18 protein-coding genes are annotated in these 15,394 nt (G+C 43.9%); 16 read left to right on the top strand and 2 right to left on the bottom strand.

Annotation, left to right across the window (positions count from 1 at the left end; genetic code table 11):
• The first annotated feature begins 22 nt into the window (after positions 1-22).
• The 12 genes from wapI to dbpA all read left to right on the top strand — a co-directional run bounded on the left by wapI (position 23) and on the right by dbpA (position 7,518).
• Positions 23-451, top strand: a complete 429-nt coding sequence (wapI, locus tag NST22_RS20510; RefSeq protein WP_003227169.1) for an immunity protein WapI — start codon at positions 23-25, stop codon at positions 449-451.
• 325 nt (positions 452-776) lie between these two features.
• A complete protein-coding gene (locus NST22_RS20505) occupies positions 777-1,247 on the top strand; it encodes a hypothetical protein (RefSeq protein WP_003243092.1) in 471 nt (156 codons plus the stop codon).
• A complete protein-coding gene (locus tag NST22_RS20500; RefSeq protein ID WP_009968394.1) occupies positions 1,241-1,609 on the top strand; it encodes a hypothetical protein in 369 nt (122 codons plus the stop codon). Before NST22_RS20505 ends, NST22_RS20500 begins: the two co-directional genes overlap by 7 nt.
• Before the next feature lie 50 nt (positions 1,610-1,659).
• A complete protein-coding gene (locus NST22_RS20495; RefSeq protein ID WP_003227174.1) occupies positions 1,660-2,076 on the top strand; it encodes a hypothetical protein in 417 nt (138 codons plus the stop codon).
• Between the two features lie 122 nt (positions 2,077-2,198).
• Positions 2,199-2,528 carry a hypothetical protein gene (locus NST22_RS20490; RefSeq protein WP_003227176.1) on the top strand — a complete coding sequence of 110 codons (330 nt, stop codon included), beginning with the start codon at positions 2,199-2,201 and terminating at the stop codon, positions 2,526-2,528.
• A 69-nt stretch (positions 2,529-2,597) separates the two neighbouring features.
• Positions 2,598-3,050 (top strand): hypothetical protein, encoded by a 453-nt coding sequence (locus NST22_RS20485; protein ID WP_003227178.1) that lies wholly within the window; start codon positions 2,598-2,600, stop codon positions 3,048-3,050.
• Positions 3,051-3,067: 17 nt separating this feature from the next.
• Complete coding sequence (locus NST22_RS20480) at positions 3,068-3,556, top strand: DUF2716 domain-containing protein (protein ID WP_010886642.1); 489 nt, start codon at positions 3,068-3,070, stop codon at positions 3,554-3,556.
• A 27-nt stretch (positions 3,557-3,583) separates the two neighbouring features.
• A complete protein-coding gene (locus NST22_RS20475) occupies positions 3,584-3,880 on the top strand; it encodes a YxiJ family protein (RefSeq protein WP_003227182.1) in 297 nt (98 codons plus the stop codon).
• Between the two features lie 15 nt (positions 3,881-3,895).
• Positions 3,896-4,357: a hypothetical protein gene (locus NST22_RS20470; protein ID WP_003243382.1), complete on the top strand. Its 462-nt coding sequence runs from the start codon at positions 3,896-3,898 to the stop codon at positions 4,355-4,357.
• A gap of 11 nt (positions 4,358-4,368) precedes the next feature.
• Positions 4,369-4,500 (top strand): hypothetical protein, encoded by a 132-nt coding sequence (locus NST22_RS20465; RefSeq protein WP_003227186.1) that lies wholly within the window; start codon positions 4,369-4,371, stop codon positions 4,498-4,500.
• 348 nt (positions 4,501-4,848) lie between these two features.
• Complete coding sequence (locus tag NST22_RS20460) at positions 4,849-5,997, top strand: GDSL-type esterase/lipase family protein (RefSeq protein WP_003242617.1); 1,149 nt, start codon at positions 4,849-4,851, stop codon at positions 5,995-5,997.
• Positions 5,998-6,078: 81 nt separating this feature from the next.
• Complete coding sequence (gene dbpA, locus NST22_RS20455; protein WP_003243023.1) at positions 6,079-7,518, top strand: ATP-dependent RNA helicase DbpA; 1,440 nt, start codon at positions 6,079-6,081, stop codon at positions 7,516-7,518.
• An 18-nt stretch (positions 7,519-7,536) separates the two neighbouring features.
• On the opposite strand, the gene NST22_RS20450 is transcribed toward dbpA, so the two are convergent.
• Positions 7,537-8,823 (bottom strand): MFS transporter, encoded by a 1,287-nt coding sequence (locus NST22_RS20450; RefSeq protein ID WP_009968391.1) that lies wholly within the window; start codon positions 8,821-8,823, stop codon positions 7,537-7,539.
• 206 nt (positions 8,824-9,029) lie between these two features.
• Here NST22_RS20450 and NST22_RS20445 point away from each other — a divergent pair, with 206 nt between their 5' ends.
• The 3 genes from NST22_RS20445 (at position 9,030) to bglS (ending at position 11,663) form a co-directional block, all read left to right on the top strand.
• Entirely contained in the window at positions 9,030-9,710 is a 681-nt protein-coding gene (locus NST22_RS20445) for a hypothetical protein (protein WP_010886641.1), read from the top strand.
• 95 nt (positions 9,711-9,805) lie between these two features.
• The gene (gene licT / locus NST22_RS20440) at positions 9,806-10,639 is read left to right on the top strand and encodes a transcriptional antiterminator LicT (protein ID WP_003242598.1); all 834 of its coding nucleotides are present in this window, start codon (positions 9,806-9,808) and stop codon (positions 10,637-10,639) included.
• A 295-nt stretch (positions 10,640-10,934) separates the two neighbouring features.
• A complete protein-coding gene (gene bglS, locus NST22_RS20435; RefSeq protein WP_003244531.1) occupies positions 10,935-11,663 on the top strand; it encodes a beta-glucanase in 729 nt (242 codons plus the stop codon).
• A gap of 157 nt (positions 11,664-11,820) precedes the next feature.
• Here the strand turns inward: bglS and citH are convergent, their stop codons facing one another.
• On the bottom strand, positions 11,821-13,101 hold the full coding sequence (citH, locus tag NST22_RS20430; protein WP_003227205.1) for a citrate transporter CitH: 1,281 nt from the start codon (positions 13,099-13,101) through the stop codon (positions 11,821-11,823).
• 200 nt (positions 13,102-13,301) lie between these two features.
• Here citH and NST22_RS20425 point away from each other — a divergent pair, with 200 nt between their 5' ends.
• The gene (locus tag NST22_RS20425; RefSeq protein WP_003243331.1) at positions 13,302-15,362 is read left to right on the top strand and encodes a catalase; all 2,061 of its coding nucleotides are present in this window, start codon (positions 13,302-13,304) and stop codon (positions 15,360-15,362) included.
• Positions 15,363-15,394: the final 32 nt, after the last annotated feature.

Raw genomic sequence — 15,394 nt, 5'->3', positions numbered from 1 at the left:
AAACTTTAAATGAGGAGGAAATATGGCCAAAATAAAAGATGATTGTATAGAACTTGAATTAACACCGAGAAGGTATCAAGAGTTGGACGATGATCCATTTATTTTATCTGTATTTGAATTGTTGGAAAATAAGAAAGCCGTCGTTCGCGATTTTTCTGCTGTTTTATTAGAAAGTGAATATAAGGTGTTGATATCTGGGATCGAAACTATGATAAAAGGAAATCAAGACAGTATCAGTTTAGAGACTATTGAACCATTCTTATTTCTTAGTATTGATCAAGAAAACGGAAATTACAGAATTAAGATTAAAATTATATTTGATGATTATAAAGAAAGTAAGTCGAACTCCAACTTGTTCGAAATTAATTGTAATGAAGAAAAGCTAGAGTCTTTTGTGACCGCTTTAAAATTAAATCTTGAAAATACAAAAAATCCTTCTAAACTTCCTTAATTATAAATAATTTCTGCATTGGATAAAAATGGGGCATTTATTGATGGAACATTAAATAAGAGATGTTACCATCCTCTCTTATTTGTATGACAAAAGAATCTAAAAATATAGAATTGATTGGGATGAAGAGGATTTGCCAAAAAGGTTCCCAGCGTTTTGTGAAAAGCCCACTGGGTGAGTTTTAAGCAGTTGAAGATAAAGCTTGTATCGATAAGCGATACAAGCTTTTTTAGAACAAATCTAAACATGAACGACAACGAAAACAAGAGAATGATGAATCAATTTAAAAGAAGTTGAGAAATTGACAGCGGAGGGAATGCGGCTCATGCAAAAAAGATTGATCGAAAAACTCGCCGAGAATAAAAGACGTTTATTGATGAGCGAAATCAAAGAAAAACTAGTCCCTTGTGCAGAAAGAGGCTTCACTTATCGTTTTGCTGATCTGGCGCAAAGCAGGCAATTGCTTGAGCTGGTTTTATCAAATTCAATACCAGCCAACACCCGTGAGGTTGATGCCCTCGAAAAAACGGAAGCGAAACAGCTGATCTGGAAAATATCTCAGTCATATGTTGCTTACGATGACCGGGACGTTCTGCTGTTTCATCAATACAGCAGCGAAATTGGTGCGTTAGTTTGTTCTTTTGGAAAATGTCTCGAGCACCTTGACTGCTTATTGGAGTGTATTGAGTTCGATGAAGGGATTCTCAATCATAGTTTTATTTTGGTTGAGCCTAAGTGCCAGTTTGGTTTATGTATATTGCACACGGAATACGGATGTGAGCTTGTTTATTGGTAGATTGGAAACCTTTTGGAACATATCTTTTACGGAAAAAGCTTCAATATCTAAATATCAGTACGGTGCTTTGCATACTAATAAAAAATCATTTAGTACTTGAATACGTGGTGATCAAATTGAGCGAGACAAATCTAATAGAATGCATAAATAAAATCAAAAGTGTCTTAAATGGACAAACAACAAGAGAAGAAGTGTCGGATTGGGCTGGAACTTATGTTTATGCGGATGACCCCGAAGTAGAAGACGATAGAGTCTGGGATATGTTAATCCTTCTAAGTGGGATTGATTTGAAAGATTCATCAGAAACTTATTTGCATTCAACAGATGATTTAAATGATTGGATCAAACAATATACGGAGTAATTTGTTTTCTGCTTGGTGGCAAGGCGTTATTGTTTAAAAAGAGGCAGGGGATGACAATGTATCAAACGATTAATGAATGGGTTGATTATATAGATAAGGGGTGCAGTGTCCTTCATTTAGATTTTAATGTGTTTAAAAAAGAACTCTCACTTGATATTAAGGTTTTTGAAGATGAAGGTGAATATACGCATAAAATTTCATTTCAAAATGTGGCATCCGCTTATTATAGTGCAGATGTTGGCGACATGAGATTGGAAAAAATAGATCCGGAAGAATACAATTGGCAAGTATTTGAGATGAGTTATCATCCAGAAGGAATCGGGAATCTATCAAATTCTATAATTCCGGAGTATCAATCAAATGCTAACTTTCTTATTGACATGAACAGAATGCTGATTGCTATAGAAGCTGAAACAGTTCGCTTTGATGATCAATCGTTTTATGCATACCAATTAAACACTAAATGATTTAAGGCTGAATTGGAAAGTAGATTTATCCCAAAACGATTAATGAAACTAGGTTGTCCGTTACTAATAGCTAATAAATGGTTTATTCTTATCATTTCATTTCGAACCTAGGAGCATAACCAATGAAAAAATTAAAATTGAATAAAATCATCAACGAGAACACCCAAGATTGTTTTTTCCATGCTGATCCACAGGGGCGTGTCTACATTGGAAAAGGGTTGAAAGGTGGTATCACCATTACAATCTATGATCCTTCCGGTGATGTTCGGGATTTTAGAGTGAAAGAGCAGATTTCATACAGTGATATTCTGCTCTTTCAACAATGTGCAGATGGCTATGTCTTCGTTTATTACGAATCGTACGAGCCGAAGGTAAAGGTTTTTTCAGAAGAGGGAAGGGTGAAAAGTGTTTTTCACTTGCCTTCAGGGGTTTCCTGCTGTCTTTTGGATTAGAAACAACAGCTTTGGGTCGGTTTATGTGATGAAGGGATTTATCATGATGAGAATCCCAACGGCCATAGTGTGTGGTGTTTTACGTTAGATGGTCAGCAGAAGGAAATACACATTGATAGAAAGCTTGAAGAAATGGATGCGCCTGCTGTAGATGATTGTTATGGACTTGCAGAAAAAAACGGCTTGATTTATATGCTGTATTACGGAGATGCAGTCATTGCCGCATTTGATGAAACGGTCGTGAGACGGGTGTGGATTCTGTCGGATAAAGAGCCGGACTCAGAAGCATTTGATCAGCTCGCGATATCCGAAGAAGGTTTTTTGGTTGGGACGTTCAATTGTTACAGTGCAGACCTTAAGTCGTCTCTTTATTTGATTTCTGCCGATGTGAGTCAAGAGATGGAAGAGATAACATGCTGTGATTCGAACGGTGAAGGCCTAGATGTTCAACAGCTGAAACTGACAAGTTACGCTGTTTACGCAGTGGCCTCTTCTGGTGTTTATAAGCAGGATATCCAATAAGGTGTAGGGATGAGATTATGATGAATTGGCGCGCTTTAAGTCAGACAAAACAAGACCGCATCTGGTCAGAAGTGAACAAGATCATAAAATGGAAGCCCGGAAGCAGATGTCATCACATCATCCCGCCTGATCCATATCGAGTGTTTGATATCTCAAGCGCGATGAGCAGTAAAGCTGGTCATAATGATGTGAGCGGAGTGCTAAGTGATTTAGAGACTTCTATTTTAAAAGCATTTCAATTAGGTACTGGAAAGAACGATGTAATGTACGCACTAGATTGGCAGCATGACGGATATACCTTTAGTCCTCATCAGGCAATGCCTAAGGATGAATTTGGCGAATGGCCTGTTCCCGTATTTCCAAATGGAGACTATTATTTCTTTTTTCATCAGGACTTCTCCTGGGGACTTTTGGGAGACCCGTGGAAATGTGCAATCACTGTGTTTGGTGAAGAGCTGTTGGAGGCGATAGATAATGATCCGCCTATTCTGTTTCGAAATAAATGAGATTATTGCGGAAGGGAGAGGATCAACGTGCTTCAAAAACTGAGAAAAAGACAGCGAGAGCTTGAAGAAAAGCAGTACCCTGATGAATTGTACGGCTTTGAAGCGGAAATCTATGAGTTTTTTATGCTTGTTGCTGGCAGTTTGGATTATGTGCTGGCGAATAAAAGGATACCCCGGCATCAGCGGCGTTCGTTGGAGAAAAGCTTTTTTGAGCTGTATCCTGACATACTTCCGGATATGATCAAAAACGATAAGGATCTGTATCATCACATTCTCTTGTATGAACAAGTCAGACAAGAGATTTGCGTTGCGCTATCCAACTGATAAGGGGAAGATTTTATGGAAATAACCTCTATAAGCAGTATTGGCAATTTGGACATGATCGAGCTTAAGCCTGACCAAACCGTTATGGCATGCGAACTTGAAGATGCAGAGTCGTTTTATCGTTTTTGGGCAGGGCTTGCCTACGATCGAATCATGATACAGGTAATAACGACTGGTTCATTTATAGAAGACCTGTCCGAGTATTTTGAAGGTCATGCTTACAAGGTGACGAAGCTGGCCAAAAGGGAATTCCATTTCCAATCCATATTACAGGAAGCAGACCGGGATATTGCAGATTTTCTCTTTCTGCTAGCTTCCATCAATGATGATGTTTTTCTGATCACTGATCCTCAACCGGATAAAAGCTATTTTTCAGAAGGGAAGCTCCAATGCCTAACGGACTCAGGCGAACGGATCATATGGTTTGAATACGATGCTGTGGACATTTATATGATTGGCGGTGAATCATATAAATAGAGGGAATTCATTTGAATATCACACAATACGAGAAATTGAAACAGCATCTTTCTGATGAGGATACAGGTCCATTTACATTAAACGAGTTTTCTTTCTATATGAAAGAAGATGATCGTTATATTCATATTCCTGTGTTTGAATGAAAACGATCTGCTCAAACCTGTGACATTCAATTGCGGTTTGAAAACATTAGTGCATCAAAGCTGGATGACCTTGAATCCATCGATTCGGTTGCATTGGAGATTGTACCGACTGACGATCAATGGGAAAGACTCCGTTATTATGTGTATGACGAAGAAAACCAAATAAGCTTCTATTGCGGAGGTTGGGATGTGATCAAGTGTGACAAGAAGTCACACTGATTTTCCCCTTCTTGAGACTCTCCCCTCATTTTTATTCCTCAACGCAATTTTTTTCTTAATTCAGTCATCATAAAGAAACAATCACCGAGTATGCATTAATGTATTCGTTTTCATAGAGGGGGAGTCTTGATGAAAAAATGGATGGCAGCGGTTTTTGTGATGATGCTGATGCTGTGTTTTGGCGGGATTGAGAATGTGAAGGCGGCGGAGCCGAAGGTGTATCAGTTTGACTTTGGAAGCGGTTCGATGGAGCCTGGTTATATTGGTGTCAGGGCGTCTGATCGGTATGACCGGTCAAAGGGCTACGGTTTTCAAACACCGGAGAATATGAGGGATGTGGCGGCATCCGGGGCTGGTGTGAAGAGTGATGCGGTTCAGTTTTTAGCGTATGGGACGAAAAGCAATAACACGTTTAATGTTGATCTCCCGAATGGCCTTTATGAGGTGAAGGTGACGCTTGGCAATACGGCAAGGGCCAGTGTGGCAGCGGAGGGCGTGTTTCAGGTCATCAATATGACAGGGGATGGCGCGGAGGATACGTTCCAAATTCCCGTCACCGACGGGCAGCTGAATCTGCTGGTGACAGAGGGAAAGGCAGGCACCGCTTTTACGCTCAGCGCCTTGAAAATAAAGAAATTGTCTGATCAGCCGGTAACGAATCGAACCATTTATGTCGGCGGCGACTCGACGGTGTGCAATTATTATCCGCTCAACAGCAGCAAGCAGGCGGGCTGGGGGCAGATGCTGCCTCACTATATCGATAAACACACCTTTCAAGTGAGAAACATGGCGTCTGGCGGGCAGATCGCGAGAGGGTTCAGAAATGATGGACAGCTTGAGGCGATTCTGAAGTATATTAAACCCGGAGATTATTTTATGTTGCAGCTTGGCATTAATGACACAAATCCGAAGCATAAAGAATCTGAAGCGGAGTTTAAAGAGGTGATGCGTGATATGATTCGTCAGGTAAAAGCGAAAGGAGCGGACGTCATCCTATCAACGCCTCAGGGCCGGGCAACCGATTTTACTTCTGAAGGCATCCATTCGTCTGTAAACAGATGGTACAGGGCCTCTATTTTAGCTTTGGCCGAAGAGGAAAAAACATATCTCATTGACTTAAATGTCCTCAGCTCGGCATACTTTACATCGATCGGTCCGGAAAGAACACTCGGGCTTTATATGGATGGAGATACGCTGCACCCGAATCGCGCGGGGGCCGACGCACTGGCGCGATTGGCTGTTCAGGAGCTAAAACGCCAGGGAATCGCTGGCTTTTAATACATCATTTTTCGACAAAACACATATGCCTTGGTCAATTAGAGTATAATGAGAACATCTGCAAGAGACAGGAGTTTATACATGAGTCATTTTAAAAACTATCAAATCAGTCATGACATTTTACGAGCATTGGAAGGACTGGGATATACAGAACCGACCAAGGTGCAGCAGAGTGTGATCCCCGCTGCCCTTGAACGAAAGGATCTTGTCGTCAAATCACAGACAGGAAGCGGGAAAACGGCTTCGTTCGGGATTCCTCTCTGTGAGCTGGCGAATTGGGATGAAAACAAGCCGCAGGCGCTTATTTTAACACCGACCCGTGAGCTTGCGGTGCAAGTAAAGGAAGATATCACGAACATCGGACGATTTAAACGGATCAAAGCGACAGCCGTATTTGGAAAATCCTCCTTTGATAAACAAAAAGCTGAGCTTAAGCAAAAAAGCCACATTGTTGTCGGCACGCCGGGACGTGTTCTGGATCATATCGAAAAAGGCACGCTGCCGTTGGATCGTCTCTCTTATTTGGTCATTGATGAAGCGGATGAGATGCTGAATATGGGCTTCATTGAGCAGGTGGAGGCGATTATCAAGCATCTGCCGACTGAGCGTACGACGATGCTGTTTTCAGCGACGCTTCCGCAGGATATCGAGAAGCTGAGCCGTCAATATATGCAAAACCCCGAGCATATCGAGGTCAAAGCGGCCGGCCTAACCACAAGAAATATTGAACATGCGGTGATTCAAGTAAGAGAAGAGAATAAGTTTTCATTGCTGAAAGATGTGCTGATGACGGAGAATCCCGACAGCTGCATCATTTTCTGCCGAACGAAGGAGCACGTCAATCAGCTGACCGATGAATTGGATGACTTGGGATATCCATGCGATAAAATTCACGGCGGAATGATTCAGGAAGACCGATTCGACGTCATGAATGAATTTAAACGTGGCGAGTACCGTTACTTAGTGGCGACGGATGTCGCCGCGCGCGGGATTGATATTGAAAATATCTCCCTTGTCATCAACTATGATCTGCCGCTTGAAAAAGAAAGCTATGTCCACCGCACGGGCCGAACGGGACGCGCAGGGAACAAAGGAAAGGCCATTTCGTTTGTCACGGCCTTCGAAAAACGGTTTTTAGCCGACATTGAAGAATATATCGGATTTGAAATCCAAAAAATAGAAGCACCTTCTCAAGAGGAAGTGGCAAGGAAGAAACCAGAATTTCTAGCTAAACTGAATGACCGTCCGGAAAGCAAAAAGGACAAAAGCGAAGAGCTGAATAAAGACATTATGAAGCTGTATTTTAACGGCGGAAAGAAAAAGAAAATCAGAGCCGTTGATTTTGTAGGAACGATTGCCAAAATTGACGGTGTGTCAGCTGACGACATCGGCATCATCACGATCATGGATAACGCCTCATACGTTGAGATTTTAAATGGTAAAGGCCCTCATGTTCTCAAAGTGATGAAGAACACAACCGTCAAAGGGAAACAGCTGAAGGTGAATAAAGCGAATAAATGATGAATGACCTGCTCCCAGTTAAAGGGGCAGGTCATTTTGCTGCTGGCTGACATCTGTGCTGGTTTCCTCGGGAACAAAGGCAAGAATCACAATACCAATCACAAACAAAATGATCAGGCTGAACACCGCAGTCGAGGATTTACCGGTCAGCTGGGCGGTAACGGCAATGAGCAGCGGCCCCATAATTGAGGCGAATTTTCCAAAAATGTTGTAGAAGCCAAAGAATTCATTGGCGTGGCGCTTTGGCACAAGCTTGGCGAAATAGGAACGGCTTAGGGCTTGAATACCGCCTTGCGAGGTGGCGACAAGCATAGCCAGTATCCAGAAATCAAGCGTTGTCTCCATAAAATAGGCATACACGCAGACGATCATATAAATGACGATCCCGACGTACAGCATGGTCTTCCCCGTGAAGCGTTCTGCCAGTTTTCCGTATATAATCGAAAACGGCGCGGCGACTACCTGGGTGACAAATAGGATGATCAGAAGGCTTGAGGAGCCGATCCCTAAATCTGATCCATAGGATGTCGACATCGTAATAATCGTGCCGACTCCGTCGATATAAAAGAAATAAGCGAGCAAGAAGAGGAAAAGTGCCCGGTATTGCCTGATCCGTTTCATCGTTTGGCCGAGCCGCTTAAAGCTGTTGATGACAATATGAGGTTCTTTTTTGATGTAATAGCGTTGATGGACATGTTTAATCATTGGGATGGTGAACAGCCCCCACCAGGCAGCCGTTATGAAGAAGGACAGCTGGCTTGCGGCCGATACAGACACTGGAATAGTCTCTGCTTGTGCGAGCAGGATGACAGCAATACTGATGATAAATGGAATCGTGCTTCCAATGTATCCTAAGCCAAAACCCCGTGCCGAGACGAGATTCATCCGCTTCTCAGGCGTGACGTCCACGAGAAAGGCATCATAAAACACATTGGCGCCGGAAAAACCGATAGCCGATACCGTATAAAACAGCAACAATAGCAGCCAATGTTCACTAGGGATAAAGGCGAGCATCGCGGTGCTGGCGACACCGGCTGACACAAAGAAACCGAAGAACTTTTTCTTGCACCCTTCATAGTCGGCGATTGTGCCTAAAATAGGGCCGAGCATCGCAAGAATAAACGTTGAAATCGCAATGGTATAGCCCAGATAGGCAGTCGATTGAGCGGCGCTGACACCGCTTTCCGCAGCTGCTGATTTATAAAATAACGGAAATACCGCGGTGGTCACGACAATTGAGTAAGCTGAATTTGCCCAGTCATATAACACCCAGCTGTTTTCTTGTTTCGTAAAACGTTTCATCATCAGAGCCCCTCTCCGGTAACGATACTTCTATTGTACGAGAAATGGGCCTGAAAAGAATGGAATGCACGTCAATTTTTACAAAATATTTATGTTTTTTCGCTTCAAATCATACTTTTGATTTATTGCTGGGGTTAGGTGCATCTGGTACCATTTAACTATATTTTATGGTATTTTCCAGAAGGGATTCAGCAGAGAGGAGACAGAGCATGAGGCGAATAGGCTTGTGTATAAGCCTGCTGGTCACAGTTCTTGTGATGAGCGCATGCGAAAGTGAAGGTGAGGCTCAGATGTTCGCAGACTGTGATCAAAAGACAGTAAAACAAACCGCAGCCAAACCGATGAGCAGTAAGAAAAAGCAGGATTTCCAAGCCCTCGCAAGCGACAGGCAGCTGGCCATTGTGTTCAGTTCCATGATACAAGTGAGCGAAGCATTTGATTATGGAATCGGCAATCCAGAATACTTCGTGCGAATCAGCATGACTGAAGAAGAAGCAGACATTGCGAAGGAGAATCTCGAATCGATTAAGCTTGAGAACAAATCGCTCAAAAAACAAAACAGCGAGGCGGTTGCCTTGCTTCAAAAAACGCGTAATCAAGATATGAGCCGCATCGAAATTCAGCAGCTGACAGAAAATAGAGCCGGTTTTTTTGAGACCGCAGACAGTATGATCAAACTCATCAACCAAGTCACACCGAAAAACGCGAAGAAGACAAGACAGCAGCTGGATCAGCTGAAAAAACAATATACACAATACAGTGCTGAAAGCATTAAAATCATGAACAGCATTGTCAAAAAGCAGAAAGCTGACAAGGCATCATTTGAACGCCATCTGGAGGCGCTGCTTCAAAAACAGCCCGGGCAGCAGGTACGGAGTGAATTGTACTGACCAGCTTCCGTCTTTCCCTGATGATATTGACCTAGTACAAAAAGAATGTACAATCAAGATATAGTCTGTTCTTAGTAGATTTGGAGGGACATGCCATGAAAATTGCGAAGGTGATCAACAATAATGTGATCAGCGTGGTCAATGAACAGGGGAAAGAATTGGTCGTCATGGGCAGGGGGCTCGCGTTTCAGAAAAAGTCCGGCGATGATGTCGATGAAGCCCGCATTGAGAAAGTGTTCACGCTCGATAACAAGGATGTATCAGAAAAGTTCAAAACCCTTTTGTATGATATACCGATCGAGTGTATGGAAGTATCCGAAGAGATTATCAGCTACGCAAAATTACAGCTCGGCAAAAAGCTCAACGACAGCATCTATGTGTCGCTGACCGACCATATTAACTTTGCCATCCAGCGCAACCAGAAAGGGCTTGATATCAAAAACGCCTTGCTGTGGGAAACAAAACGGCTCTACAAAGACGAATTTGCGATCGGCAAAGAAGCGTTGGTTATGGTAAAAAACAAGACTGGTGTGTCTCTGCCAGAGGATGAAGCAGGCTTTATTGCTCTGCATATTGTAAATGCCGAGCTGAATGAAGAGATGCCCAATATTATCAACATTACAAAAGTCATGCAAGAGATTTTGAGTATTGTAAAATACCATTTTAAGATTGAATTCAACGAAGAATCGCTTCACTATTATCGGTTCGTCACCCACTTAAAGTTTTTCGCGCAGCGTCTATTTAACGGCACTCACATGGAAAGCCAGGACGATTTTTTGCTGGATACAGTGAAAGAAAAGTATCATCGCGCGTATGAATGCACGAAGAAAATCCAAACCTACATTGAGCGGGAGTATGAGCACAAGCTCACAAGTGACGAGCTGCTGTATTTAACCATTCACATAGAAAGGGTAGTTAAACAAGCATAATGAGAGCGCTGACATTTGTGTTTCCTTGTGTTCACTTTTTCTTACATTCACATATGAAAATGGTAGGATTGTTACTGATAAAGCAGGCAAAACCTAAATTGCAATGAGTGCGGATCATCTCTGTCTGTGCTGATGGTAATTTAGGTTTTTATTTTTTTCAGAGGGAAGATGATGATAGTTACAGGATTCAAGTTAGTAAGATTCGATATTATCATTATTTTGACCGATGTTCCCTTTTAAAAGAATCATGTAAGATCAACATAGAAAACGCTTTCAATGAAAGGGGAATGCCAATATGCCTTATCTGAAACGAGTGTTGCTGCTTCTTGTCACTGGATTGTTTATGAGTTTGTTTGCAGTCACTGCTACTGCCTCAGCTCAAACAGGTGGATCGTTTTTTGACCCTTTTAACGGCTATAACTCCGGTTTTTGGCAAAAAGCAGATGGTTATTCGAATGGAAATATGTTCAACTGCACGTGGCGGGCTAATAACGTATCAATGACGTCATTGGGTGAAATGCGTTTAGCGCTAACAAGCCCAGCTTATAACAAGTTTGACTGCGGGGAAAACCGTTCTGTTCAAACATATGGCTATGGACTTTATGAAGTCAGAATGAAACCAGCTAAAAACACAGGGATCGTTTCATCGTTCTTCACTTACACAGGTCCAACAGATGGAACTCCTTGGGATGAGATTGATATCGAATTTTTAGGAAAAGACACAACGAAGGTTCAATTTAACTATTATACAAATGGTGCAGGAAACCATGAGAAGATTGTTGATCTCGGGTTTGATGCAGCCAATGCCTATCATACGTATGCATTCGATTGGCAGCCAAACTCTATTAAATGGTATGTCGACGGGCAATTAAAACATACTGCAACAAACCAAATTCCGACAACACCTGGAAAGATCATGATGAACTTGTGGAATGGCACGGGTGTCGATGAATGGCTTGGCTCCTACAATGGTGTAAATCCGCTATACGCTCATTATGACTGGGTGCGCTATACAAAAAAATAATGCCAAATGTGAAAGAGCCTGCTGCAATATAGCAGGCTCTTATGATTGTAATGAGAAGTTGTTGGCATGAATCTTCTATTCACTCATAATATCCTATTTGATCTTCTCCCCTCTGTAAATCACGTACTCACTCAATGCTACGATCAAGCTCATACATTTAGAAAGAAATAATCCCAATCAAAAGCGCCGCAATGGTCATCACAATCGTTGTTCCCACGGCCCATTTAATAGTGAATTTTTGATGGTCGCCAAAGCTGACGCCTGCCATTCCTACCAATAGATAGGTGGAAGGCACAAGCGGGCTGAGCAGATGCACAGGCTGCCCCAGCAAGGAGGCCCTCCCGATTTCAGCGGCGTCTATTCCGTAAGCGGAAGCGGCTTCGGCGATGATGGGAAGGACACCGAAGTAAAAGGCGTCATTCGACATGAAAAAGGTGAAGGGCATGCTGACGATCGCAGTGATCAACGGCAGGTGCGGGCCCATGGCATCAGGGATGAGTGAAACGAGAGAATGCGCCATGGCATCCACCATTTTTGTGCCGGAGAGAATGCCTGTGAATATGCCCGCAGCAAACACCATTGAGACAACGTTTAACGCATTACCCGCATGCGCCGAGATTCGTTTCTGCTGCTCTTTGACATTTGGATAGTTAACCATCAAGGCAACGGCGAACGCAGTCATAAAAAGAACAGGGAGCGGCAGCAGGCTGGTGATCAGTGCGGCCATCAGAGCGACAGTCAGCAGCAGGTTAAACCATTGAAGAGCGGGACGCTTGAGCGGTGCGGCCTCCGGGTCGGAAGACGGTGCGTGATCAATCGAAATGACGCCGAGCCGCTTCCGCTCTTTCTTTCCGAGGATATAAGCAACGGCGATCACCCAGAGAATGCCGGCGATCATAGCGGGAATCAGCGGTGTAAAGACCTCTGACGTGTCCAATTTTAAGGAAGCCAAAACCCTCGCAGTCGGCCCGCCCCACGGGATAATATTCATAACCCCCGAACCAAGCATCGCTATTCCCGCTAACACCAAACGGTTCATGCCGAGCCGTTTGTAGAGAGGCAGCATCGCTGCAATGGTAATCATATAGGTTGTTGTCCCATCTCCGTCCAGCGAAATGGTCATGGTCAGAACCGCTGTGCCTACGGCGATTTTTAACGGATCTCCTTTGACAAACGATAAGATTTTGGCAATGAGAGGATCAAACAGGCCTGAGTCAATCATAATGCCGAAATACAGGATGGCGAATAACAGCATGATACCGGTAGGGGCGAGGTCTGTAACGCCCTGAATCATCATCTCGCCGAGATCTTTGCCAAATCCGCTGATCAGGGCAAACACAATAGGAACGACAATCAAAGCAATAAGAGCGGAAAGCCGGTTAGACATAATAAGGTACATAAAGACAATCATCATCACAAAACCGAGTATGGCAAGCATGATATGACCTCCCCTATTCAACAGCTTTTTTGGTAAGCGCTTCCATCCTTTCTTTCTGTGAAGAAGGCTTATTTCAAATGTGTATGACCGCATATTTATATGTAGACCAAAAATCCTAATGAGCGGATTAGCAGTTTATATGAAGAACGCCACGGGTAAATGTGCTGTAGAATGTTTCGTTTTAAAAAGGGGGAGCAGACATGAGTGATGACCAAAACAAACGTGTAAATGAACACTCAAAGGACGAGCAGCTTGAGCAGTACAGGACCGATAACAGCGGGAAGAAAATGACGACAAACCAAGGCTTGCGAGTGTCAGAGGATGAGCACTCGTTAAAAGCCGGGGTTCGCGGCCCGACGCTGATGGAGGATTTTCATTTCCGGGAGAAAATGACGCACTTTGACCATGAGAGGATTCCGGAGCGCGTTGTGCATGCGCGCGGATTTGGCGTGCATGGCTTTTTTCAGGTTTACGAACCAATGACGGAATACACACGGGCCAAATTTCTTCAGGACCCTTCGGTGAAGACACCGGTATTTGTCCGTTTTTCTACGGTTGCGGGTTCTAAAGGCTCCGCAGACACGGTGCGGGATGCCAGAGGCTTTGCGACAAAATTTTATACTGAAGAAGGAAACTATGACCTTGTGGGAAATAACATTCCGGTGTTTTTCATTCAGGACGCAATCAAATTTCCGGATTTGGTTCACGCGTTTAAGCCTGAGCCACACAATGAAATGCCTCAGGCTGCGACTGCTCACGATACATTTTGGGATTTTGTCGCCAATAACCCTGAGTCTGCCCACATGGTGATGTGGACGATGTCTGACAGAGGCATCCCGCGCAGCTACAGAATGATGGAAGGCTTCGGCGTTCACACGTTCCGTTTTGTCAATGAACAAGGAAAGGCACGTTTCGTGAAATTTCACTGGAAGCCGGTGCTCGGCGTGCATTCTCTCGTATGGGATGAAGCGCAAAAAATTGCCGGGAAAGATCCAGATTTCCACCGCCGTGACCTGTGGGAAACAATTGAAAACGGCGGCAAGGTTGAATACGAGCTCGGCGTGCAGATGATTGATGAGGAAGATGAATTCAAGTTTGATTTTGATATTCTTGACCCAACTAAGCTGTGGCCGGAAGAGCTTGTGCCGGTGAAGATCATTGGAAAAATGACGCTGAACCGCAATCAGGATAATGTGTTTGCGGAAACAGAACAAGTCGCATTCCACCCGGGAAATGTCGTGCCGGGCATCGATTTTACCAATGACCCGCTATTGCAGGGGCGGCTTTTCTCTTATACGGATACACAGCTCATCCGTCTTGGCGGCCCGAACTTCCATGAGATTCCGATTAACCGGCCGGTCTGTCCATTCCATAACAACCAATACGACGGCTATCACCGGATGACGATCAATAAGGGACCTGTCGCTTATCATAAAAACTCACTGCAAAACAATGATCCGTCGCCTGCGACAGCTGAAGAAGGCGGCTACGTCCACTATCAGGAAAAAGTCGAGGGCAAAAAAATCCGCCAGCGAAGCGACAGCTTCAACGATTATTACTCACAGGCGAAGCTTTTCTGGAACAGCATGTCTCCTGTGGAGAAACAGCACATCATTTCTGCTTTCTGCTTCGAGGTCGGGAAGGTCAAAAGCAAAGACGTACAGCGGCAGGTCGTTGATGTCTTCAGCAATGTCGATGCAGATTTAGCAGAAGAAATCGCCAAAGGAGTAGGCGTGGCGGCGCCCGCGAAGCGTAAAGCATCTAAAGAAATTCTTACTTCGCCTGCGTTAAGCCAAGCCCGTACAGTGAAAACCGCGTCAACAAGAAAAGTCGCTGTACTCGCCGGAAACGGATTTCATGAAAAAGAGCTGCAAACAGTACTGGAAGCCTTAAAGCAAGAAGGAATCACAGTGGATATCATCAGTCAAAATCTGGGGTATATGACAAGCGGCAGCGGACAGCAGCTTGAGGCCAGCGGCACGTTCCTGACGGTTGATTCTGTTCTGTATGATGCCGTCTATGCCGCAGGAGGACTGGAGTTAAAAGACAACAAACAAGCGATGGCGTTTATCAGAGAAGCTTACAATCACTACAAGGCGATCGGTGCGGCAAATGAAGGAATTGACCTTCTTCAATCCTCTGTCGGGACAACAGAGGGGCTAGGCATCGTAACGGCTAAAGATGAACCTGACTACACCGCTTTCAGCAAGGCATTTATCGATGCGGTTGCTGCTCATCGCCATTGGGATAGACGAATTTGATCGGCTCCTGTATCTTTAAGGAAGATACTTTT

The sequence above is a fragment of the Bacillus sp. PS237 genome (assembly GCF_037963345.1).
Classification (GTDB): domain Bacteria; phylum Bacillota; class Bacilli; order Bacillales; family Bacillaceae; genus Bacillus; species Bacillus subtilis.
The sequence above is the reverse complement of the archived record's forward strand: the minus strand, read 5'-3'. Positions and strand labels throughout refer to the sequence as shown.

Bases quoted from the DNA above. Each gene is read 5' to 3' on its own strand.
- NST22_RS20505 (WP_003243092.1), top strand. From the start codon at position 777: ATGCAAAAAAGATTGATCGAAAAACTCGCCGAGAATAAAAGACGTTTA.
- dbpA (WP_003243023.1), top strand. From the start codon at position 6,079: ATGAGTCATTTTAAAAACTATCAAATCAGTCATGACATTTTACGAGCA.
- NST22_RS20450 (WP_009968391.1), bottom strand. From the start codon at position 8,823: ATGATGAAACGTTTTACGAAACAAGAAAACAGCTGGGTGTTATATGAC.
- citH (WP_003227205.1), bottom strand. From the start codon at position 13,101: ATGCTTGCCATACTCGGTTTTGTGATGATGATTGTCTTTATGTACCTT.
- NST22_RS20425 (WP_003243331.1), top strand. From the start codon at position 13,302: ATGAGTGATGACCAAAACAAACGTGTAAATGAACACTCAAAGGACGAG.
- NST22_RS20470 (WP_003243382.1), top strand. From the start codon at position 3,896: ATGGAAATAACCTCTATAAGCAGTATTGGCAATTTGGACATGATCGAG.
- licT (WP_003242598.1), top strand. From the start codon at position 9,806: ATGAAAATTGCGAAGGTGATCAACAATAATGTGATCAGCGTGGTCAAT.
- NST22_RS20445 (WP_010886641.1), top strand. From the start codon at position 9,030: ATGAGGCGAATAGGCTTGTGTATAAGCCTGCTGGTCACAGTTCTTGTG.
- bglS (WP_003244531.1), top strand. From the start codon at position 10,935: ATGCCTTATCTGAAACGAGTGTTGCTGCTTCTTGTCACTGGATTGTTT.
- wapI (WP_003227169.1), top strand. From the start codon at position 23: ATGGCCAAAATAAAAGATGATTGTATAGAACTTGAATTAACACCGAGA.
- NST22_RS20490 (WP_003227176.1), top strand. From the start codon at position 2,199: ATGAAAAAATTAAAATTGAATAAAATCATCAACGAGAACACCCAAGAT.
- NST22_RS20460 (WP_003242617.1), top strand. From the start codon at position 4,849: ATGAAAAAATGGATGGCAGCGGTTTTTGTGATGATGCTGATGCTGTGT.
- NST22_RS20495 (WP_003227174.1), top strand. From the start codon at position 1,660: ATGACAATGTATCAAACGATTAATGAATGGGTTGATTATATAGATAAG.
- NST22_RS20480 (WP_010886642.1), top strand. From the start codon at position 3,068: ATGATGAATTGGCGCGCTTTAAGTCAGACAAAACAAGACCGCATCTGG.